This is a genomic window from Thalassotalea agarivorans (assembly GCF_030295955.1).
GTDB lineage: Bacteria > Pseudomonadota > Gammaproteobacteria > Enterobacterales > Alteromonadaceae > Thalassotalea_D > Thalassotalea_D agarivorans.
On sequence record NZ_AP027363.1, the window covers coordinates 2,650,256 to 2,672,092 of the forward strand.

22 protein-coding genes, 1 tRNA gene and 1 pseudogene are annotated in these 21,837 nt (G+C 43.0%); 18 read left to right on the forward strand and 6 right to left on the reverse strand.

The genetic code is table 11. The features are described 5' to 3' along the window. Positions 1-85: 85 nt before the first annotated feature. The 6 genes from rpoD (at position 86) to QUD85_RS12095 (ending at position 4,943) form a co-directional block, all read left to right on the forward strand. Positions 86-1,927 carry an RNA polymerase sigma factor RpoD gene (gene rpoD / locus QUD85_RS12070; RefSeq protein ID WP_093326794.1) on the forward strand — a complete coding sequence of 614 codons (1,842 nt, stop codon included), beginning with the start codon at positions 86-88 and terminating at the stop codon, positions 1,925-1,927. An 81-nt stretch (positions 1,928-2,008) separates the two neighbouring features. Beyond that, positions 2,009-2,620: a hypothetical protein gene (locus QUD85_RS12075; RefSeq protein ID WP_093326792.1), complete on the forward strand. Its 612-nt coding sequence runs from the start codon at positions 2,009-2,011 to the stop codon at positions 2,618-2,620. Between the two features lie 239 nt (positions 2,621-2,859). Next, positions 2,860-2,936, forward strand: a tRNA-Ile gene (locus QUD85_RS12080). A gap of 205 nt (positions 2,937-3,141) precedes the next feature. Further along, positions 3,142-3,384: a hypothetical protein gene (locus tag QUD85_RS12085; RefSeq protein WP_093326790.1), complete on the forward strand. Its 243-nt coding sequence runs from the start codon at positions 3,142-3,144 to the stop codon at positions 3,382-3,384. Positions 3,385-3,575: 191 nt separating this feature from the next. Continuing rightward, positions 3,576-4,364: a collagen-like protein gene (locus QUD85_RS12090; RefSeq protein WP_093326788.1), complete on the forward strand. Its 789-nt coding sequence runs from the start codon at positions 3,576-3,578 to the stop codon at positions 4,362-4,364. Between the two features lie 105 nt (positions 4,365-4,469). Continuing rightward, positions 4,470-4,943 carry an NAD(P)-dependent oxidoreductase gene (locus tag QUD85_RS12095; protein WP_093326786.1) on the forward strand — a complete coding sequence of 158 codons (474 nt, stop codon included), beginning with the start codon at positions 4,470-4,472 and terminating at the stop codon, positions 4,941-4,943. A 201-nt stretch (positions 4,944-5,144) separates the two neighbouring features. Here the strand turns inward: QUD85_RS12095 and QUD85_RS12100 are convergent, their stop codons facing one another. From QUD85_RS12100 to QUD85_RS12115, 4 genes are all read right to left on the reverse strand, one after another. Then, a complete protein-coding gene (locus tag QUD85_RS12100; protein ID WP_093326784.1) occupies positions 5,145-5,738 on the reverse strand; it encodes an efflux RND transporter permease subunit in 594 nt (197 codons plus the stop codon). Between the two features lie 63 nt (positions 5,739-5,801). Next, positions 5,802-6,257, reverse strand: coding sequence for a hypothetical protein (locus QUD85_RS12105; RefSeq protein WP_143047897.1), 456 nt, complete (start codon positions 6,255-6,257; stop codon positions 5,802-5,804). Between the two features lie 62 nt (positions 6,258-6,319). Further along, the gene (locus tag QUD85_RS12110; RefSeq protein WP_143047896.1) at positions 6,320-7,273 is read right to left on the reverse strand and encodes an MMPL family transporter; all 954 of its coding nucleotides are present in this window, start codon (positions 7,271-7,273) and stop codon (positions 6,320-6,322) included. Between the two features lie 102 nt (positions 7,274-7,375). Next, positions 7,376-7,573: a hypothetical protein gene (locus QUD85_RS12115; RefSeq protein WP_093326780.1), complete on the reverse strand. Its 198-nt coding sequence runs from the start codon at positions 7,571-7,573 to the stop codon at positions 7,376-7,378. 820 nt (positions 7,574-8,393) lie between these two features. On the opposite strand from QUD85_RS12115, the pseudogene QUD85_RS12120 reads away from it, so the two are divergent. From QUD85_RS12120 to QUD85_RS15285, 3 genes and pseudogenes are all read left to right on the forward strand, one after another. Continuing rightward, positions 8,394-8,798: pseudogene (locus tag QUD85_RS12120) on the forward strand (ecotin family protein). A 726-nt stretch (positions 8,799-9,524) separates the two neighbouring features. Further along, the gene (locus tag QUD85_RS15280; RefSeq protein ID WP_218139560.1) at positions 9,525-9,842 is read left to right on the forward strand and encodes a sulfatase-like hydrolase/transferase; all 318 of its coding nucleotides are present in this window, start codon (positions 9,525-9,527) and stop codon (positions 9,840-9,842) included. 17 nt (positions 9,843-9,859) lie between these two features. After that, positions 9,860-10,966, forward strand: coding sequence for a sulfatase-like hydrolase/transferase (locus QUD85_RS15285; protein ID WP_407705077.1), 1,107 nt, complete (start codon positions 9,860-9,862; stop codon positions 10,964-10,966). 5 nt (positions 10,967-10,971) lie between these two features. Here the strand turns inward: QUD85_RS15285 and QUD85_RS12135 are convergent, their stop codons facing one another. Together QUD85_RS12135 and QUD85_RS12140 are read right to left on the reverse strand one after the other, a co-directional pair. Beyond that, the gene (locus QUD85_RS12135) at positions 10,972-12,015 is read right to left on the reverse strand and encodes a serine protease (RefSeq protein ID WP_093326778.1); all 1,044 of its coding nucleotides are present in this window, start codon (positions 12,013-12,015) and stop codon (positions 10,972-10,974) included. 128 nt (positions 12,016-12,143) lie between these two features. Continuing rightward, entirely contained in the window at positions 12,144-12,869 is a 726-nt protein-coding gene (locus tag QUD85_RS12140; RefSeq protein ID WP_093327168.1) for an AraC family transcriptional regulator, read from the reverse strand. A gap of 145 nt (positions 12,870-13,014) precedes the next feature. Here QUD85_RS12140 and QUD85_RS12145 point away from each other — a divergent pair, with 145 nt between their 5' ends. The 9 genes from QUD85_RS12145 to QUD85_RS12185 all read left to right on the forward strand — a co-directional run bounded on the left by QUD85_RS12145 (position 13,015) and on the right by QUD85_RS12185 (position 21,833). Next, the gene (locus QUD85_RS12145) at positions 13,015-14,169 is read left to right on the forward strand and encodes a Gfo/Idh/MocA family protein (protein ID WP_245732030.1); all 1,155 of its coding nucleotides are present in this window, start codon (positions 13,015-13,017) and stop codon (positions 14,167-14,169) included. A 14-nt stretch (positions 14,170-14,183) separates the two neighbouring features. Then, complete coding sequence (locus QUD85_RS12150) at positions 14,184-15,239, forward strand: sugar phosphate isomerase/epimerase family protein (protein WP_093326774.1); 1,056 nt, start codon at positions 14,184-14,186, stop codon at positions 15,237-15,239. 131 nt (positions 15,240-15,370) lie between these two features. Continuing rightward, positions 15,371-16,579 carry an MFS transporter gene (locus tag QUD85_RS12155; RefSeq protein ID WP_093326773.1) on the forward strand — a complete coding sequence of 403 codons (1,209 nt, stop codon included), beginning with the start codon at positions 15,371-15,373 and terminating at the stop codon, positions 16,577-16,579. A 10-nt stretch (positions 16,580-16,589) separates the two neighbouring features. Next, positions 16,590-17,282 (forward strand): 3-keto-disaccharide hydrolase, encoded by a 693-nt coding sequence (locus tag QUD85_RS12160; RefSeq protein WP_093326771.1) that lies wholly within the window; start codon positions 16,590-16,592, stop codon positions 17,280-17,282. A 1-nt stretch (position 17,283) separates the two neighbouring features. Next, positions 17,284-18,963 carry a GMC family oxidoreductase gene (locus QUD85_RS12165; protein ID WP_093326769.1) on the forward strand — a complete coding sequence of 560 codons (1,680 nt, stop codon included), beginning with the start codon at positions 17,284-17,286 and terminating at the stop codon, positions 18,961-18,963. A gap of 1 nt (position 18,964) precedes the next feature. Beyond that, positions 18,965-19,705, forward strand: a complete 741-nt coding sequence (locus QUD85_RS12170; RefSeq protein WP_093326768.1) for a gluconate 2-dehydrogenase subunit 3 family protein — start codon at positions 18,965-18,967, stop codon at positions 19,703-19,705. 9 nt (positions 19,706-19,714) lie between these two features. After that, positions 19,715-20,566, forward strand: coding sequence for a sugar phosphate isomerase/epimerase family protein (locus QUD85_RS12175; RefSeq protein WP_093326766.1), 852 nt, complete (start codon positions 19,715-19,717; stop codon positions 20,564-20,566). A gap of 9 nt (positions 20,567-20,575) precedes the next feature. Next, complete coding sequence (locus QUD85_RS12180; protein WP_093326764.1) at positions 20,576-21,313, forward strand: ThuA domain-containing protein; 738 nt, start codon at positions 20,576-20,578, stop codon at positions 21,311-21,313. Beyond that, a complete protein-coding gene (locus tag QUD85_RS12185; RefSeq protein WP_093326762.1) occupies positions 21,306-21,833 on the forward strand; it encodes a gluconate 2-dehydrogenase subunit 3 family protein in 528 nt (175 codons plus the stop codon). Before QUD85_RS12180 ends, QUD85_RS12185 begins: the two co-directional genes overlap by 8 nt. Positions 21,834-21,837 lie beyond the last annotated feature (4 nt).

Genomic DNA, 21,837 nt, shown 5'->3' on the forward strand with positions numbered 1-21,837 from the left:
TCTGGCAATTTTTTGCCCTTTTTGCTAGAATTTCCTGCTTTACGTTTTAATCATTTGACAGTTGTTCTTAGGTGGATACTACTCTATGGCTCAAGCCCCGCAATCTAGACTTAAAGAGTTGATAACTAAAGGTAAAGAGCAAGGCTACTTAACCTTTTCTGAAGTTAACGACCATCTTCCTCAAGATATTATTGATTCCGATCAAGTTGAAGATATCATTCGCATGATTAATGACATGGGTATCCAGGTGTTCGAAAATGCACCAGATGCTGATGAATTAATGATGAGCGAAGCGAATACTGATGAGGACGCAGCCGAAGCTGCTGCTCAAGCACTTGCTACCGTAGAAAGTGAAATTGGCCGTACAACAGATCCTGTTCGCATGTACATGCGCGAAATGGGTACGGTAGAGCTTCTAACGCGTAAAGGCGAGATTGTAATCGCCAAGCGTATCGAAGAAGGTATCAAGGAAGTTCAGCGTTCAGTAGCTGAATATCCGCCAGCAATCAATTATTTACTTGAGCAATGGGACAACTTCTTAGCGGAAGAAATTCGCCTTAGCGATATCATTATCGGCTTCTTAGATCCGGATGCGGAAGAAGAAGACATTCCAGTGGCAGCAACACATGTTGGTTCTGAGCTATCTGAAGAAGAGCTTGAGGACGAAGATGATGATTCAACTGATGACGATGATGAAGAAGAACAGGACACTGGTCCTGATCCGGAGCTAGCAAAAGAAAAATTCGACGCACTTCGTGAGAAATACGAAGCAGCGAACAAAATCATCAATAAGAAAGGTCGCGATCATAAAGATGCAGCCGCTGCTATTGAAGAATTAGCAGAAGTATTTAAAGAGTTTCGTTTAGTACCAAAAGTATTTGATAAACTTGTGAAGAACATGCGTGAGGTAATGGATCGCTTACGAGTTCAAGAACGTCTCATCATGAAGCACTGCGTTGCCGGTGCTGGCATGCCTAAAACAACATTTATCAAGATATTCCCTGGCAATGAAACGTCAATGGATTGGTATGAAGAACAACGCAATGCAGGTGAAAGCTACTCAGCTAAGCTAGGTGACGTTGAGCTAGAGATTGAGCGTTGTGTTGTTAAACTAAACCAACTTGAAGAAGAAACCTATTTAAACGTGCACGGCATCAAGGACATCAACCGTAGAATGTCAATTGGTGAAGCAAAAGCTCGCCGTGCGAAAAAAGAAATGGTTGAAGCAAACTTACGTCTTGTAATTTCAATTGCGAAGAAATATACAAACCGCGGTTTACAATTTTTGGATCTTATCCAAGAAGGTAACATTGGTTTGATGAAGGCGGTTGATAAGTTTGAATATCGCCGTGGTTATAAGTTCTCGACTTATGCGACATGGTGGATTCGTCAGGCAATTACTCGTTCTATTGCCGACCAAGCAAGAACTATCCGTATTCCAGTACATATGATAGAAACGATTAACAAACTAAATCGTATTTCTCGTCAAATGCTGCAAGAAATGGGTCGTGAGCCAACACCTGAAGAATTAGCTGAACGCATGATCATGCCTGAAGATAAGATTCGTAAGGTTTTGAAAATCGCAAAAGAGCCTATTTCAATGGAAACGCCTATCGGTGACGATGAAGATTCGCACTTAGGTGACTTTATTGAAGATGGCAGTGGTGAATTACCTGTAGACTCTGCAACGTCTGAAAGCTTGAAAAATGCGACCCACGAAGTCCTAGCCGGCTTAACGGCAAGAGAAGCTAAAGTACTTCGCATGCGTTTTGGTATCGATATGAATACTGACCACACGTTGGAAGAAGTTGGTAAGCAATTTGATGTTACACGTGAACGTATTCGTCAAATTGAAGCTAAAGCCCTTCGTAAGCTAAGGCACCCTTCACGTTCTGAGCAACTGAAAAGTTTCTTAGACGGAGAATAATTGATAAAGCCACCATTAGGTGGCTTTTTTCTTATTCAGATTCATGTTAAAAATAAATAAAAAAGTAAGTGGACCCCGATCATGAAGTATTTGCCTTTGTTTCTCGCTGCCCTAACCCTTGCAACAACACTGCAAGCAGAAGAGCAAGATTCCTCATTCGAAATTACACCGTTTATTGGCTATCGCTTTGGTGGTAGCTTTGACGATACCTTGGCAGATACTGGCGTAGATGTTGACGAAGACCTTAGCTACGGTTTAGTTTTTGCGTGGGATTATGACCCTAAGCGTCAGGGTGAATTGCTACTGAGTCATTTTGAAGGTGCGACGCTAAATGGTAATGGTACAGTTAGTAGTATTGGCGATATTGCGATTACCTACTTACATATTGGCGGCAACGTACCATTGTCGGATGGTAATTTTAAGAACTATATTTCTGGTGGTTTAGGCTTAAGTCACTTTAGCCCTAAAAATGAAATCTACGCGAACGAAACCAAGTTTTCACTTAATGTTGGCTTTAATTCACGCTACTACTTTACAGACAATATTAGCTGGTATGGCGGCGTACGTGCATACGCGACATTCTTCAATTCAGACAGTGCGCTGTTTTGTAATGGCGGCAACTGTAACATCTTTATTTCATCAGATTTGTGGATCCAATCAGAGCTTACCACGGGTATAGGCTTTAAGTTTTAAGCTCATTTAATCCAAATTGTTCAAAAAGCGCGCGATCAGCTTTTGAATCAATAAATTTGTATCTCGGGGTGGTGACAACATTTAAAAAAATGCTTATACTGCCCCCGCTTTTTCTTAAAGCATTTCTGATTGCACATGCAATTCGATGGCCCCTTAGCTCAGTTGGTTAGAGCACCCGACTCATAACTATCGGGTCCGTGGTGGTACAATAGATAGCAAGTCCCAAGATTCCTAGTTTTGGGCCCGTAGCTCAGTTGGTTAGAGCATCCGACTCATAATCGGCAGGTCGAGTGTTCAAGTCACTCCGGGCCCACCATCTTCCCTTAAATCAAGCAGTTACATCATGATAACTGCTTTGATAATTCAACCTTACTAAAAAAGTAGACGCGTCCAACCATGGCTAACTTGGACACCGTAATTTTCGAGTGGAGTTGATGGATTAAAGTCGCCACATTCGGTGCAGTATCGCACCTCGTGTAAAAAGTCGTGTAATAGATTTTGTTAAATGGAAACAGAAAACCGTGAAGTTAGTAAAGCTGATCGAAGAAGGCAGAGCTATTCGGTTCTTTCAGGCTGATTTCAACCGTTTTGCCAAGCTATTGCTCAAGGAGCTGGGGTATACCTCGCAATACAAATTTTCAATACCAGCTGTATCCCATAGCCGAGATATGAATGGCCAGCGTGACATCTACAATATCCGATTACACATCGAAAAGCCGATTAAGGCGCATGAAATAGCTTACGAAGAAAAATTGAAACCCTAAAAAGAGAAAAGATACATGTCAAGATTTCACCCTAGATGGAACATTGAACTTATTTTTCAAGTGATGAATGGAATCGCCACCACTTAACAATCTGGAAGTCCAGTTTCTAAATAGGGTGCAGTTATTCAGTAATTGATTTATAGTTATTCCAAAAACATGTATGAACTTTAGCTATTATGGGAGTATTAACGATGATCAAATCATTAACTATAGTTGCAGTATGTATTTTATTAGCAGGTTGTCCTCTTGACGGAGATGACGGCAAATCAGGGGCTGCAGGCCCACAAGGCATTCAAGGCCCTCAGGGGCTAGCCGGGCCGCAGGGCGATAGAGGTATCGACTGCTGGGATATTAACAACGACGGAATTGACGATGCTAATGAAGATACAAATGGTGACGGTCAGTTCGATAGTGCTGACTGTCGAGTGCTTCCGTTTGCAGATCAGCACCCTGAGCTGAAGTTTAATCACAAAAGTATCTGCGATGCTTTTGCAAATCTCACTCCTCCTGCTTTCCCTAATGGCTGCCCTACCAGTACAGCTGGTTCTACCAAGCCTTCAGGTTCTATAGTTCGAATTGACGGTAATCAATTTTCCGATATTGATGCAGACCCTGACACCCTCGAATCGGGCCAGAGTGCATTTTTGAGCATTCGATATGACGGCTCAGTAGCTTACTGGTCACTAAAAAATGCCTACATAGTTAACCAATTCACTTTCCCCGCCAACACCACTGAAGGCAGGGTTTGTGAAAAGGCCTGCGGTTTACCGGATGGTGATGCAGATTGTATAGCCTCTTATGCAACGTTTCTTCCAGGGGCAACGACATTTTCTTGTAGTGTTTTTCATTACACTGACTCCGTGGTTGAGCCTTGGGAAAAACTCTGTGGCGGTGGTTCTGACAGAGATGGCGCTATGCAAATCTGCACCGACAACACGGGTGATGCGTTCCGTTGGTATGCTTTAGATCCAGGAACCTAATTCTGATTTGATACGGTTAAGACTGTCTTTGTTCAGGGTTAATAAGTCAACGGCTTAACCCTGTTCATCAACTTTAAATTCCACGTTTTTTAAAAAAGATAATGAATGAAAATAACTCTATTAGGCGCAACAGGTGATTTAGGTCTGGAATGTTTAAAGCAAAGCATTGCTGCCGGGCATGATATTACGTTGTTGGTGAGAACGCCCGCAAAACTGTCCGCAGAGTTGGCGGCCAAGGTGCAAGTTGTGCAAGGCGACGGCTTGGAATTGGAAGATGTCAGAAAGGCCATACCTGCTGAAACTCAAGGTATTCTATTTGCTGTGGGCGTGGATGAGAAAACATCGCCTGAAAACCTTTGTACTAATGTCACAAAAAATATTTTTCAGGTCATGAGGGAAACCCTCAAACCTGAAGTGCCATTTGTATGGTGTGGCGGTGGTTCTAACCTGTTGCCGGAAGATGTTGTTAGCTTTGGTTCAAAGTTTGTTTACTGGTATGCGGAGTTATTTTTGAAGTTGCGCCACAAAGACAAGGAGCGCCAGTTAGAATTTCTCGACAATAACAAAGATATCAACTAGATTGGTATCAGGCCTTTGCAGATGAAACATGGGCCACAAAAAAGCCAATACAAGTTGGGATATGATAAGTTTAGTGGGCTTTCAAAAATTCACTTTGCTGATTGCGCCCACGCAATGCTTGGCGATAACACCTGGTTGCACAAGGCGCCCATTATTCAGTACTCAACGCTCTCTAATAGAGTTTAGTAAAATTTTGCATGGCTACTTTTTCCAGAACAGCGTAAGCAGAACAGGGGCCAGCATCAGGTTTGCAAACAGCGCAATAAAAATGGCAAAGCTGAGTAAGGTGCCAAACTGATAAGAGGTTTCGAATACATCAAAGGCATATACCAAAAAGCTGCCAATCAACACAATCGATGTAAAGGTAATGGCTCTGCCTGACATTTCCAGCGAGTTGAAGATGGCTTTTTCAGAGCTATCATATTTTGCCAAGCCGTCTTTATAGTGATGCATAAAATGAATAGTGTCATCCACAGAGATACCAATAATAATGCAGCCCAGTAAGCTGGTTAGAATGTTCAATGGCATACCAATCCAGCCCATCATGCCCAAAGTAAATATGATTGGAATAATATTGGGGATAAACGCCAGTAAACCCTTTCTGAAAGATTTCATCAGCAGAAACATTAATAAACTCACAAAGATAAACGCCAGAATATAGCTTTCCACTGCGCTGCTGATCATGGAAACCAGAACAGCCACACCTACAATTACCCTGCCAATTAAATTGCTTTCCATCTCTGCCAGTTGGTGTTTTTCCTTGAGAACAGCGATACCGACTTCCAGTTCTGCCAATTAATCCCTGAAATACAACATATCCACGCTAGGTAATAATATGGTGGCGCGTGTGATTCTGAATTAATTGTCTGTAAAATCTTTTAGGCTATCAGCACCGCTGTTTTCAAAAAGCAGCAACTCCTGTGCAATTAATGCCCGTGTTTCAGGGATTGAATAAAACTCAGGTTTATTTTCATTCAAGGTTTGATGGGTTTGTTTGATGACATTCAAAATGGAATTCATTTTTTTTGCTTTAATGCCATGAACCTCCAGCTCGCCGATCAGTAATTCAATGTCTTCAAGAAGTAACAGTACATTACGATCATACAAACCATTTGCCATGCCGGTATCGATATATACTTCCAGAGTGCGTGAGCCACTAACATTTTCATCAAGTGTCTCTACCGCAATGCGTGTTGGGTGGCTTTCCGGGTACCAGCGCACATCGTCGTGGCTCATATAAACCTTGAAAATGCCTGCACAAGCGAACACAGTAAAAGTGCCGCAAATTGCGGTGATGATCTTTGGGTAGGCCATGCCGAATTTCCCGGTCGCCATCACAAAGCGGTCAATGAGTAAAAGCAACTGCTCAGATAGTTTTATACTTTTTTTGTGGTGGTGTCTTTTTGTTTCACCTTGGTCAATGCCAGCAAAGGTGGAACAATAGTCAGTGTCAGAATTAAAGCGATAAACACACCAACCGCACCAAAAATGCCGAGCATTCTAGTTGGTTCCAGGTCGGCAAATGAAAACGATAGCAAACCTGCAGCAGTGGTTACTGTTGTCATTAAAATCGCGGTTGCCGTTTTGCCAACGGCAAAGGTAATAGCCTGATTTTTTTCTCCGCTGCGATCATATTCACGATAAAAAATACTGAGTATGTGTACCGTATCGGCAATACCAATTGCCAATAAGAAGGTGGGAAGCACCTTATTAGTGGCCGTCATCGGCACGCCAAAAACCGGCATTAAAGCAATGGTGGTGGTGATAGAGGCAATCACAACAATCAAGGGTAAAATCACCCCAGAGACACGCTGAAATAAAACCCATAGCAACACAGCAACAACCAGCATGCCAAACACCATATTCTTGGTGATCATGTTGCTCATATCATGCGAAAGTTGATAGGTAACAACCCTGTCACCCGCAATAAACAGGTTTGCATTTTCAAGCTTGTAGTTTTCCACAAGCCTTAAAATACTTTCCACAAACTCTGTTTCTTCTTCGCCGCTTAAAAGTTCCAGTTGCTCGTCATCCATGCCGGCGTTATCAGAAAAGCCGCCTAAAATATCGTCCATGGAGTTATTGTTGAGGCTCTTCTGGGAAAACCTCTCAAGTAACACAACAATGTTTGCAAATTTGCCATCCTTGGAAATGATATTGCCAACATAGTTGGGGTTGCTGATTACCTCATCTTTAAACTCGGGAATGTCTTCGGGGGAAGGGGGCCAGATTTCGATAAGGTCTTTGGAGATAAGGCCTTCTTCAGTGCCTTTTAAATGATTCACAGATACCAGACTGGTAACGTCATCAATAAAAGGCACATTCTCCACAATGCTTTCATGCAAACTCTTAATGGTTTGCAGGTTTTCCAGAGTGAAAACCGTGTCTTCAAATTGCAGGGAAATAATTGTAGTGCTGCCAGAATCATATTTTCATTTGAAGTCATCAAGGTCACCAACTGCGGTTGCCCCTTCTGGCAAATAAGCTTCAGTGGAAACATCAATCCAGACATTTTTCAGCTGAAATGAAATAATCGCAACCAGGGCCAGTGTTATAGCCAAACTGGTTTTTGGTTTATTGATTAATGCAATACTGAACCTTTCCAGCAGAGACTCAGATGATTTTTTCATAAAAAAAGAGAAAGAAGGTGGAAGTGATTATGTTATCCAAGCTAATCGAAGTTGGCCATTTTACATTAAACGCCGCTAATAACAATCTGGCTTGCTCGAGAATCAGGAGTTTTTAATTGAATGGCGATTCTCAATGGGTTTGGCTCAATAAATATGTTCTTTCTATTGTGCTGCGTTCTGATGAGAATATTCGCCAGCTGTTAAACATGGCGCTTTTTATTTCTGGCATATGCTTGAGTGTAAAGCAAAAACCGGGTTGGAAAACCCAGTTTTTGTACCGCCGAGACTAGAAACGAGCCAGGACACCGATGAGGTAAGTGTTGATGCTGGTAAGCGGTAAAAGAACTCTTTTACTTATCTTTTTGTGCTGGTGGCTTGTTTATTGCTGGTTTTTCTGACTTCTGCAAGCTGGATCTATACGCTTCATAAAGAAAATGTTCATTTAGTAGAGTCACTTTAACAGTTAGTCATGCTGGTTGATTTGCATCAGCGACAGGCAGGTGTTTTACCAAAGCAGACTTGCCAGTCTTGATGGTTTCCCGGAAGACTTGAGGGAGCTTGTATTTGAACAATGGGGTATGGTGAACCATAATGCTAAAGTAGAGGTTTACTAGTTGCCTTCTGATAATGAGGACTACAGCATTAGTCTTCGCAAGGGCCAAAAATCCTGATACTACGAATCCACCTTGAGTGAGATTATACAACACAAGGAAGGGTGACAAATGAGTAGGAGAAGACCAAAGTGAAAACAAATATGCATAAACTTGTCTTGTTTATAGCGTCGCTATTGATCCAGCCATCTGCTCAAGCCACGGATTATATGAAAGCTTTTCCTGTCGCTGAGGGTGGAGCGCTGCGTTATGTTCTGAAACTGCCCGAAAAGGAAAACGAAAGCTTGCTTAAAATAGAATTGGTTGTTGGAAAGATAATTAATATCGATCAGGAAAATAGATATTTTTTTGCTGGCGCCATAAAAGAGGAAACCATTAAAGGCTGGGGTTTTGTTCGTTATGTGGTGAGTGACTTGGGGCCGATGGCTGGCACCATGATGGCAGTTGCCCCAAGTGCCCCTATATCCGAGCATTTTATAACCTTGGGTGGCAAACCTTATTTGATTCCCTAAAACAGTAAGTTGCCCGTGGTGGTTTATGTGCCTGAGGACGCCGAAGTTCGTTACCGCATTTGGAGCGCGGCGCCAGAAATGAAGCCAATGCTACAAAACTAGATTTTGCTGTTGAGGGGTAGTGTGCCGCAGCCTCCTCCCAAGCCGATTGAAGATTCACTTCCAGTTGTTCCTCTGCTCGCCCTCATCATTCCCAAATGATCAAGCAACATCGGGTTTTCGTTGGGTACCGAATGGCAAGAGCAGTCTACGGCACGTGTTAATCAATGCGGATTCTGCCTGTGTAGATACGAATCTAGCCTCGTAAGAGCACAACGGTTGATTTGATCGAGATAGACACCTTATTTCTTGTATCTCATTGATGACTTACGACTCAATGCATTTTGAAGTGATGAAGTCGTTACGAAATTAGTTATGGATTTTTAATCCATCAACTCCACTTATGGGGTAGTGGTAAGACTGCTATCGCATAGGTAGCATCTTCACTCTACATGGTACGGAAAACGGTAAGGTTCTGGTTATGGCTACGCTAAAAAGCGCGGGAAATGTGGTGTTTCTGTCACGCTAGTCGGGCCTCATAATCGGTAGGTCCCCTGTTCAAGTCAAGGAGGGGCCACCATCTTAATTTGAACAATTCAAATTAGCTCTAAGCTAAATGCTGTTAGCTGTAAGGTGTAAGGTGTAAGGTGTAAGGTGTAAGGTATAAGGTGTAAGAAAGAACATCCGCCTCTCTCATTACAAGATAAATCCGCACAATTTTTGTATCAACTGCCCACTTAGGCTATAAATAAAAAGTACTAAAATCATAATATTACGTGGAGAATTCCCATGAGAAGGATTTTGTCGCTTTTAACATTAGCAACAACTATGCTGTTTACCCCGTTGGCGTATAGCCAAGATAAACCAAATATTGTGCTCGTTTTCTTAGACAATTTTGGCTGGGGAGAACCTGGGTTTAACGGTGGTGGCATTACGCGAGGCGCTGCCACACCGCGATTAGACGAGATAGCTAATCAAGGTTTACGCCTAACCAATTTTAATGTTGAAGTGCAGTGTACGCCGTCAAGAGCAGCCCTTATGACAGGCGATACGCAATCAGAACTGGTAACGCTAAGGTTCCTATCGGTGAGGGCATATACGGTTTAGTGCAATGGGAAGTGACGATGGCAGAAATGCTATCAAGTGCCGGTTACGCGACGGGTATGTATGGCAAGTGGCATTTAGGAAGAACACCCGGTCGTTTTCCAACCGACCAAGGGTTTGATGAATGGTACGGCATTCCAAATTCCACCGATGAATCAACCTACGCTTCGCTCGACGGTTTTGCTCAATCAGGGGTAAAAGAAACCTATGTGTTAGACGCCGTAAAAGGCCAAACACCAAAACAAGTGCGCCCCTACAGATTAGATTATCGCCCTTTAATTGATAGAGATTTAACAGATAGAGCTAAATCATTTATTCGAAAAAATGCAAAAGCAAACAAGCCTTTTTTTGTGTACTTACCTTATACGGCTACCCATTTCCCCACCATGCCTCATCCCGTTTTTCGTGGAAAATCGGGTAATGGGCCTTGGGCGGATCTATTAATGCAAATCGACAGCTACACAGGAGAGTTACTCGATACACTTGAAGAGCTTGATATCGCTGATAACACTATTTTTATCTTTACCGCTGACAACGGCCCAGAGGCAGTTCGAAGAGACAATACAAATCTAACGACTGAGACGATTATTAATGGATCGTCTGGTCCATGGCGCAGCACACTATTTACCAGTTACGAGGGTGCACTGCGTGTACCATTTGCTATACGCTGGCCAAATAAAATCAAACCCGGTAGACACAGCGACGAAATAGTCCATGCCATGGATATGCTCCCTACCCTAGCAACAGTTGCCGGTGCAGAGGTTCCACAAGACCGTCCTATAGACGGTGTTGATGTCAGCGAATTTTTAACAGGTGATACCAATAAATCTGGGCGGGAAGGGTTTGTCGTCTATATGGGTGACCAGATATTTGCAGTTAAATGGCGAAATTGGAAATTGCACTTCAAAGAGCAGTCTGGTTGGGATGGCACCTTAAAAACGTATACCATGCCAAGAGTCTACAATCTGTTCTTAGACCCACAAGAAAGAAACAATGTACTGTTTCCACATACTTGGGTACCAAAAGCTGCATTAGGCCAGTTACAAGAGCATATCGTATCGCTGAAACAACATCCGCCAATTCCGATGGGCGCAAAAGATCCTTACTCACCTCCTGCTACAAAGTAGTATTTTCAATATTTGGGGTCAGAACATGTTCTGACCCCAAATATCAAAATCAATAATATCAATAACTTGAAATTTGACCCTGCTACAGAATCTGATGCTTCTGAGTCCGTTTGCTCTGAATGATGCACTTCAACCGAAGAATGTTGTGTGTTAATTGGCATTGAGTCGCTATTAAATGATGCTATTGCACGATCAATCCACTGCCTGTAATCAGCAACGCGCGTGTATACTGCGGGCTCTCCTAATAACCCACATCCAAACATACCGAAAGATGGGACGTGAGGACTGCCAAAACTCAAGAGACCAACCTGGAGATATCGCCCACCACTTTTTGCCAAAAGTGGACCTCCCGAATCGCCGTAACATGATTGAGGAGCACCAAAATATTTTGGTAATGCGCAGACGTGTTTCTCATTTAGCCAATTGGGATCGATATTGAGCGCCCGCCAATTTGGCGAACCTTGCTTAAAGAATGCAATACAATGATGATAACTTAAATACTTCAACTCTGTTTCTCGCAAGTTTGTCGAAGCATTACCATTGCGCTTTGTCATCCCCCAACCTACTAATAGCGTACGCTGCTCTGGTTCCATGCTGTCTATAAAATCTTTATCTGCAAGCTCAGCCAATTGATATCCATAAAGGTGAGGAACATATAACAACGCTATATCATGGTTGTACTTTTCTGGGTGATTATACTGCTTGTGTAACTTTGTCTTTGCGACACTAAATTCGAGGCCATATTTAGTTAAGTCGCTACTACCGAAATATACACGCAAACTTTCTGGCGATATATCTAATAAACAGTGTGCAGCGGTTAACACAATGTGATCGTCGATAAGAGTGCCCGCGCATAAATGCTGCCATTGCCCTTGATTATCGCGCTGAATACTAACTACGTAGGGTGTTTGATGGTATGAAGCTAAATCACCATCAATAATTGAATCTACTGATTGAGGCAAGGCGATAGTGCTGAAGGTTAAACCAACAACAAAACATGAATAGCCCATTATTTTTGCGGGCAACAACAAAAAGAGGAAGGTGTTCATACACAGTCCTTTGTTAACGTGTTAAAAATCCCTTTAACTGATTTTTGTTGTTGCTGTGTGAACGACAAGGGTGATGCCAATACTTAATCAAGTATAGCAGTTAATACTCACTATCACCTGTTACCTACCTACATACGCGATTTTCGGTACTGCAGCGGTTGCTCACCAAACATTTTGAAAAACTGTTTACTAAAGTAACTCGGCTCTGAAAAGCCGCACTGAAATGCTATATCTGCAATCGGTAGTTGCGACTCAATTAACAGACGTCTAGCGTGGTCTAATCGCACCTCGTTAATAAATTGATTAGGCGTTTTCGCTAAATACTTTCTAAAACGGCGTTCAAGGGCGCTGACCGACAAGTGCGCATCTTTTGCCAACTGTTCTACCGTAATCGCTTTGTGATAGTTCTTTTGAATATATTTAACCGGTGCATCTACAGCTTTGACATTTGACAAAGCTTTCGACGTTTTTTGTAGATGGCGCGTCAATCCATAGGTGCCAATGATGTCATCATTGCCGTTTTTTAATATACGTTTTGACGTTGAAAACCACCCAAGTTTGCCTGGTGATATTGAGTTTAATTCCAACCGATTGGTCACGAGTTTTCCAGACAATACCCTTTGGTCATCCTCTACATATTGCTTTGCCAAATGAGGCGGCGAAAAATCATAATCGTTTTTGCCAATTAAATGGTCCATATCTTTGCAACCTAAATGATGCATAAATTGACTGTTGCAATAGATAAAACGACTATCTATATCTTTAACCCAAAAGAGCACGTCCTGCAACAGGTCAAACGCTGTAATAATCTGCTTTACAGCTGAGTCATCTAAGAGGTTTTTACCATGAAACATAAAGAATTGAGCACTTACTCTAATAGTTATCGTTATTTTATTAAACGCCGATTTTTTACTATTTTCAACCGAAAATTTATTATCGAGCAACTAGCGCATAAGGATATGCTGTAATGCAATAAGAAAGCTTTAAGGTGCAGCAACAATGACTAGAAAAATTAGAATGGGTATGGTCGGAGGCGGTGAAGGCGCATTTATAGGCGCTGTACACCGAATGGCGGCAAACTTGGATGGACAGATAGAGCTAGTTTGCGGTGCCTTTAGCAGTAATGCCGAACGCTCTATAGCATCTGGCAAAAGTTTGTTTCTTGACCCTTCTCGCTGCTATGCAAGCTATCAAGAGATGTTTGAACAAGAAGCAAAACTTCCGCCACAACAGCGCATGGACTTTGTTGCTATTGTTACACCCAATCATCTTCACTTTCCTGTCGCTAAAATGGCGATGGAATATGGTTTTCATGTCATGTCAGACAAACCCGCCACCTTAAACCTTGATGAAGCAAAGCACCTTAACGCCATTATCAACGAAACAGGCAGACTTTATGGCTTAACTCATACCTACAATGGTTACCCTCTCGTCAAAGAAGCAAAGCAGCTTATTGCTGATGGCAAACTTGGTAAGGTGACAAAAGTTGTTGTTGAATACAGTCAAGGCTGGCTCGCCTCCGCTGATGACGAAGGAAGCAAACAGGCAAGCTGGCGTTTAGATGAAAAACAGGCTGGTATTAGTTGCTGTATGGGCGATATAGGTGTTCATGCCGCAAATCTTGCTGAGTATGTCAGTGGCCTCACCATCAGCGAGCTATGTGCCGATTTAACCTCGGTTGTTGCAGGAAGGACACTAGATGACGATGGTACGGTTATCCTTAGATTTAATAATGGTGTTAAAGGTCTGCTTTTTTCCAGTCAAATATCAGTTGGTGAAGAAAACAATCTACGCTTGCGCATTTATGGCGAAAAAGGGGCGATTGATTGGTCGCAACAAGAACCTAACACGCTGTGGCTTAGATCAAACAACAACCCTACTCAAATGATTCGAACAGGTGTTGGCCAAATGAGCGACGCTGCACTCAATGCGATCAGAACTCCCGCAGGTCACCCTGAAGGTTACATAGAGGCATTTGCCAACTTATACCTAAATTTTGCGAAGCAAATTCAGGCACACAATGCCGGCAATCCAGCAACTAATTCACAATTTGACGTACCAGGAATAAACGAAGCGCTGCGAGGTATGGCTTTTATAGAAAACGCTGTAGCAGCGAGTAATGCTGATACTAAATGGCATAAATTTACCGTCTAATAGGAATCATAAAGATGAAAGAGATTAAAGGTCCTGCAATATTTTTAGCACAATTTGCTGGTGACGAATCGCCTTTTAACAACTTCAAGGACATTTGTCGCTGGGCTTCAGGGCTAGGCTTTAAAGGCATTCAAGTCCCTAGTTGGGACGGTCGATTCATGGATTTGGAAAAAGCTGCAAGTAGCAAAGACTATTGCGATGAGCTTGCAGGCACTGCGGCTGAATTTGGATTAACCATCACTGAATTGTCGACGCATTTACAAGGCCAACTAGTGGCTGTTCATCCTGCCTACGATCAAATGTTTGACGGATTTGCTGCTGAGCACGTGCGAAACAATCCACAAGCTCGCACAGAATGGGCTGTTGAACAAATGAAGTTTGCAGCCAAAGCAAGTCAAAACCTCGGCTTGAATGCACACGCTAGCTTTTCCGGTGCGCTGCTCTGGCAAACTGTTTATCCATGGCCACAACGTCCCGCTGGCTTAGTTGAAAGCGGATTCAAAGAGCTCGCTAATCGTTGGCTTCCTATCCTCGATGCCTTTGACGAAGCGGGCGTTGATGTATGTTATGAACTCCACCCTGGAGAAGATTTACACGACGGTGTTACCTTTGAACGTTTCTTGGAAGCAACAGGCAATCATCCTCGCGCTAATATTTTGTACGATCCAAGTCACTTCGTGTTGCAACAGCTCGATTATCTAGCCTTTATTGACATCTATCATGAACGCATCAAAGCCTTTCATGTAAAAGACGCAGAATTTACACCAAATGGCCGCAGCGGTGTTTACGGTGGATACCAAGATTGGATAAACCGTCCTGGCAGATTCAGATCATTGGGTGATGGCCAAACAGATTTTAAAGCAATTTTTAGTAAACTGACTCAATATGGATTTGATGGTTGGGCCGTGCTTGAATGGGAATGCTGTATTAAACACCCACTGGATGGTGCTGCCGAGGGCGCTAAATTTATTCAAGACCATCTAATTAGGCCCACTGAAAAAGCCTTTGATGATTTTGCAGGTGTAGGTGCTGACGAAGATTTTAATAAAAAACTATTGGGCATCAAATAAACAATAGATTACAACAATAAAGATAAGGCAATGAGCATAGCGTTGTAGCTGTTCGACAATTCAAAAAATAATAAGTCGCAACAAGCTGTTTATGAAACTAAATTGCCTAATTGGTATGAGGAAAGCGAACAATGAACAAATCAAGATTATTCCAGCTGTGCTGTTTTGCACTGACGGTTACGTCGATGACATTTGCAATTCGAGCCGGCATTTTAGGTCAACTAGGCATTGATTTTGGACTAAGCGATACAGAGCTAGGCTGGGTCAATGCAATGGCCTTTTTAGGTTTTCCGATTGCAACCATGGTAGGTGGCGCAATCTATAATGCGATAGGCGCTAAACGCTTAATAGCTTTAGCATTTGCTTGCCACCTTATAGGGCTTGTAATGACCATTACAGCTGGAGGCTTTTGGGGGCTGCTAATCTCTACTTTCCTTATTGGCTTTGCAAATGGTGCCGTAGAAGCCGGTTGTAACCCGCTGATTGCGCAAATTTATAGCGATAACAAAACAACCATGTTGAATAGATTCCACGTCTGGTTTCCAGGTGGTATTGTTATTGGCGCACTCGCGTCTCAAGGCATGACAAGCATGGGATTGAATTGGCAGTGGCAAGTCAGCATTATTTTAATTCCTACCTTCATTTATGGCGCTATGTTGCTTAAAAGTGAATTCCCTGAATTTGATAAGCAATTAAATTCGACATTAAACAACTTAAAACATCTTATCTCGCCTTTATACCTATTCTTAGTAGTTATTATGACGTTTACCGCGACAGCAGAATTAGGTACTCAGCAGTGGATTGAGCGTATTTTAGGTGCTACCGGTGTATCGCCAATGATTGTGTTAGCCATGGTCACAGGTCTAATGGCCTTGGGCCGCTACTTCGCAGGCCCAATCATACATCGCTTTAATCCGACAGGCGTATTATTGGGTAGTGCAGTATTCACCTCTCTAGGTATCTACCTAATGAGCCAATCAACAGGTAGCATGGTTTATGTTGCGGCGATTATTTTTGCGCTAGGTGTCACTTACTTTTGGCCAACTATGTTGGGTTGCGTTGCGGAATACACACCTAAAACCGGCGCTTTAGGTTTATCACTTATAGGTGGCGCAGGCATGTTTGCTGTCAGTATGTGGAACCCCGTGATTGGTAGCTGGATTGATGGCGCAAAAGCCGAAGCAGCAGCACAAAATTTAGCAGCAACTGAAGCCGATATTATTGCAGGACAAACTGTTTTAGGGAATCTCTTGATGTTCCCTCTCATTGCTGTGGTGGCATTCATTATTTTGTATGTTTACATTAAAAAACAAACGCAACAAAGCCAGCAAGTAGCGTAAGGGTTTAAGTATGAAACAATGCTTATTTATAGCGCTGACAATTGCGTTGCTATGCATTACGCAAGCACAAGCAGGCGACAATCAACTGTCTAAACAGGAAATAGCTGATGGCTGGGTATTATTGTTTGATGGTAAAGACTTATCGCAATGGCGCAATTTCAAACAAAGCGACATTAGTCCTTTGTGGCAGGTACAAGACGGCGCTATCCACCTGACTAAAAAAGGTGGAGGCGACATCTTAACCAAGCAACAATTTCAAAATTTCTCCTTGAAGTTGGACTGGAAAATTATCGAAGCGGGCAACAGCGGCATTTTTATACTGGCCGATGAAAACGGCAAACGTATTTATTCACACGCGCCTGAAATACAAATTCTTGACAACGAGCGTCATAGCGACAACCTAGTAGATTCTCATTTATCCGGTTCACTCTATGATTTAGTGGCCTCTCCGGCGGTATCACACAAGCCAGCGGGGCAATGGAATCAAGTTGAGATATCACTAAAAGATAACCACTTACTGGTGAAACAAAATGATATCGTGACAGTGAGTATTGTTATTGGCAGTTCTACCTGGAATACGTTGGTAGCAGGCAGTAAGTTCGCTACTTGGCAAGGCTTTGGCGTTAACAAAGCGGGTCATATTGGTTTGCAAGACCACGATGACAAAGTGTGGTTCAAAAACATCAAAATAAAGGAGCACTAATATGGCTGAATTTAAGCATCAAGTATTAGTGGTTGGTTCAGGCGCAGGCGGTGCCATGGCAGCTTACATACTTGCCAAGCAAGGCCATAAAGTGCTGATGTTAGAAGCGGGACGAGATTATGATCCCAAAACTGAAACACCAATGTTCAAACGAAAAAATCAAGCGCCCTTAATGGGGACTGGCACACCAGATAAAGACTTTGGTTTTTATGACTCCACAGTCGATGGCGGCTGGCAGGTACCCGGAGAGCCATATACTAGCGCAGAGGGTTCAGACTTTATGTGGTGGCGAGCACGCATGTTAGGCGGTCGAACCAATCATTGGGGGCGTTACTCTCTGCGATTTAGTCGTCACGATTTCAAAGGAAAATCACGCGATGGCCTAGGTGCAGACTGGCCCTTTGACTATGACGAAATTGCGCCTTGGTATGACAAAACTGAAGCCTTGGTTGGTGTTTGTGGTAAAAATACCGGCTTAGATGACATGCCAGATTCATCAGCAGGTATCCTGCAAAAGCCACCTAAGGCGCGCGTACCTGAATTGCTCATCGCCGCTGCAGCAAAAAAGCATGGTATTGACGTTGCGCACATGCACAGAGCCGTATTAACTAAACCTTTAGATGATCGCGCTGCCTGTTTCTATGCGACGCCTTGTGGCCATGGCTGCTCTATTGGCGCAGCTTTTCAAACAACCACATCGCTTATTCCCATGGCAAAAGCCACCGGCAACTTGAAAGTCATCACCAATGCTATGGTGAAGTCGGTCGATACCGATGACGCCGGCAAGGTCATTGGTGTTACTTATATAGACAAAGAAAACAAAAGTGCAGTGTCCATAAACGCACAAGTGGTAATTCTTGCTGCAAGTGCATGTGAATCTGCGCGCGTTTTACTTAATTCAAAATCTAAAAAGCACCCAAATGGCTTGGCAAATTCGAGTGGTCAGGTAGGTCGCAATATTATGGACTCAACTGGCGCATACCTTGGCGCTATGGTGCCGGCTCTAAAGGGCCGCCCAAGGTACAATGAAGACGGACATACCGCAAATCACCTATTTATTCCTTGGTGGGGTCACAAAGCACAAGAAAAAGGCGAATTGGACTTCCCACGTGGCTATCATTTTGAATTGGGTACTGGCTTTGGTGAACCTGGTGCTGGCGTGCCCGGTAATCCACAAGGTTATGGAAAAGCCTTCAAGCAGGAAGCAAAAGATAGTTATGGCGCTTGGGTAGGTTTTTCATTAAGAGGGGAAATGGTCCCCAATGAAAACTGTTTTATGGAAATAGATGAGCAGGTTAAAGATGACTACGGCATTCCTGTTGCAAAGTTTCATTGGAAATGGAGCAAACATGAAATCAATCAGGTTGCCCACGGACTAAAAACTGCGAAGAAATTACTTGAAACCATGGGGGCAGAGGTGGGTGAATTGCCGCCAGCAGAGAAAGCTATTCTCAAAGGTGGGCAGATTATTCATGAAATAGGTACTACCCGCATGGGCAGTGACCCTGAGCAGTCAGTAACCAATCAATGGGGACAAACATGGGACTGTAACAATCTATTTGTCATGGACGGAGGCGTGTTTGCTTCTAATCCACATAAAAACTGCACACTAACCATTATGACGCTCGCTATGCGCAATGCTAATTGGCTGTCGATGCAATTGAAAACGGGGGATATTTAACATGAGTAAACCTTATATTGCTAGTATGACGCGTCGACAAACACTGAAATGGATGGGTAAACTTGCCGCAAGCGCTGCAGCTTTTCCGTTAATTTCAGGCTGCGGCGACCTTACTGACAAACCAAGCCTTAGCGGTGAGCATTGGCCTTCGTTAAACCTCACGCCAATTACTGGTGCGGGCTATGGCAAAGATCCTAATTTGATCATTGTGCCATCGTCACCATGGCCACTTACGTTATCTAACGATCAATTACAGTTAGTTGCATCCCTTTGCGATATGCTGATCCCGGCAGAGGGAAATATTCCTTCCGCGACTTCGCTTGGCGTGCCAGATGTTGTCAATGAATGGGTAAGTGCACCCTATCCTAACCAACAAAACGATAGAGATGTATTGTTGCACGCTTTTGCATGGATTGATGATGAAGCAAGGCTTAGATTTGATAAAACGTTTGTTAAGTTAAATAGTCAACAACAGGCTCAAATTTTAGACGATATTGCTTACCAAAATGCTCAAACGAAGCCTCAATTTCAGCGTATCGCCAAAGCTTTTAATCGCTTTTCTCGTTTGGCATTGGCCGCGTTTTTCTGCACAGACGAAGGCAGCAAAGATCTTGGCTATATGGGTAATGTCGCTATTTCAGGCGAGTACCCTGGCCCGTCTAACGAAGCGAAAGCACACCTTGACAGCATGTTGCATGATCTTGGGTTAACTGAATACGCCTTTGATGAAGGTTTAGACTAGGAGTCGCATATGAAAAAAATAATCAATATGAGCATTGTGGTAGCACTAATTTCACTGGTAAGTGCCTGTATGAGCAGCAGCAAAACAACTATTCCACCACTGAGTGTTCAGTTATGGTCGGTAAAGGATAGTCTAAAACAAGACTTCAAGGGTACTTTGTCACAATTAGCCGACATGGGATTTGATGGCGTAGAATTTGCCGGTGAATTTGGCGAATTTAAAGAAGATCCTAAGGGGCTTAAAACTTATTTGTCCTCTTTGGGTCTAGTGGCTAGCGGCGCGCATGTTGGTGTAGATCAACTAAACAGCGAAAACATAGATGCTACATTGACGTTTTACAAAAATCTTGGCGTTTCATTGTTGATCGTGCCGTGGGATGAAAGAGCATGGCACCCTGAGGGCGTTAAAGCCTTAGTGGCAGAATTAAACAGCGCAGCAAAATACGCTAAATCATCTGGCGTTGCCATAGGTTTCCACAATCATGACAAAGAATTTAACGAGTATGAAAACGAAACTTATTGGGATTACATTGCTCAAAATACTGCGCCTGATGTATTTCTTCAGCTCGATGTTGGCTGGGTCAATTATGCAGGTAAAGACGCTATTGCTTATGTTAAACGATACCCTAATAGAACCCTTACAACCCACTATAAAATTGTGACAAAAGAAGGCTTAAACCAATCGCCCATTTTGGGACAGGACGACTATGATTGGGCCGCATTAATTAACACAATGGTTAAATTTGGCAATACAAAATGGATTGTGGTTGAACAAGAAGAGTATCCAAATGGCCTGAGTGAATTGCAATCTGTTGCAGCCTCAAAAGCAGGTTTGGACGCCATTATTGCGGACATGAAGTAAGGTAAAAATATGAAAGTCTTGATTGCGCTACTCTTACTGGTATACCTACCGTTTGGTCACGCCGAGCCGGGCAAACACATTCTCGTGTTTTCAAAAACAGAAGGTTGGCGCCACAAGTCGATAGAACCGGCGATTAAACAAATAACGGCTTATGCCGAGAAATACAACATTGCAGTAACGAGTAGCGAAGACGCTCAACTGTTTAATAGCGAACAATTAGCAAAATATGACGCCGTAGTATTTTTATTAACAACAGGCAACGTATTAAATGCGTCGCAACAAAAATCCTTTGAGCAGTATATTAAAAATGGCAACGGATTTGTGGGCGTACATTCAGCCACAGATACTGGTTACGATTGGCCTTGGTACGGAAAGTTAGTGGGCGCCTACTTTAATGGGCACCCCAATGACCCGAACGTAAGAGATGCCTTGTTGTATCCTATGAATCAAGACCACGCCGCTACTGAGATGTTACCAACAACATGGCCAAAAAAAGACGAATGGTATGACTTTAAGTCACTTAACGCGGACGTCCAAGTATTAATCAACATAGACGAGCAAAGCTATAAAAAACCCAAAGAAAACCCTGTGAAAGAGCAAAGACCGATCAGCTGGTATCACGAATATGACGGCGGCCGGGCATTTTATACGGGCTTGGGCCACACCACTGAAAGTTATAGCGAACCTTTGTTTATGCAACATCTATTCGGTGGCATTCAGTACGCCATAGGAGGAAACAATGACTGATACATTTATCAGCCGTAGACGATTTTTAGCGGGTACATCAATGCTATTGGGCGCAGCGTTAACGCCAATAGCTAGTAAAGCGTTTGCCGCTATAGCAAATAACAACGACAACCAATTCAAGATGTTGATGTCCCCTGTGCAACTTAACGTTGCCAAACAAATGGCCGATACCATTATACCGACTACCAATACCCCTGGCGCAGCGGCGGCTATGGTCCATGATTTTATCAATATGATGGTCAGTAGTTACTTAACAGAAACTGAAAGAGCCATGATGCTAGCAGGCTTTGATAATCATCAAGCAATACTGAGCATGACAGAGCAGCAACGTATTGACTATGTATCAAACCTTGATAAAAACCGCCACAGCGATGAGTTCTTCAAATCATTCAAAGAACTCACTGTGATTGGTTATTACACCTCAAAAATTGGTGCAAGTGTTGAACTCAACTACGATCCAGTACCTGGTCCGTATAAAGAATTACCGTTTAAAGATGTTGGCAAAGTGTGGTCTACCTAAGGAG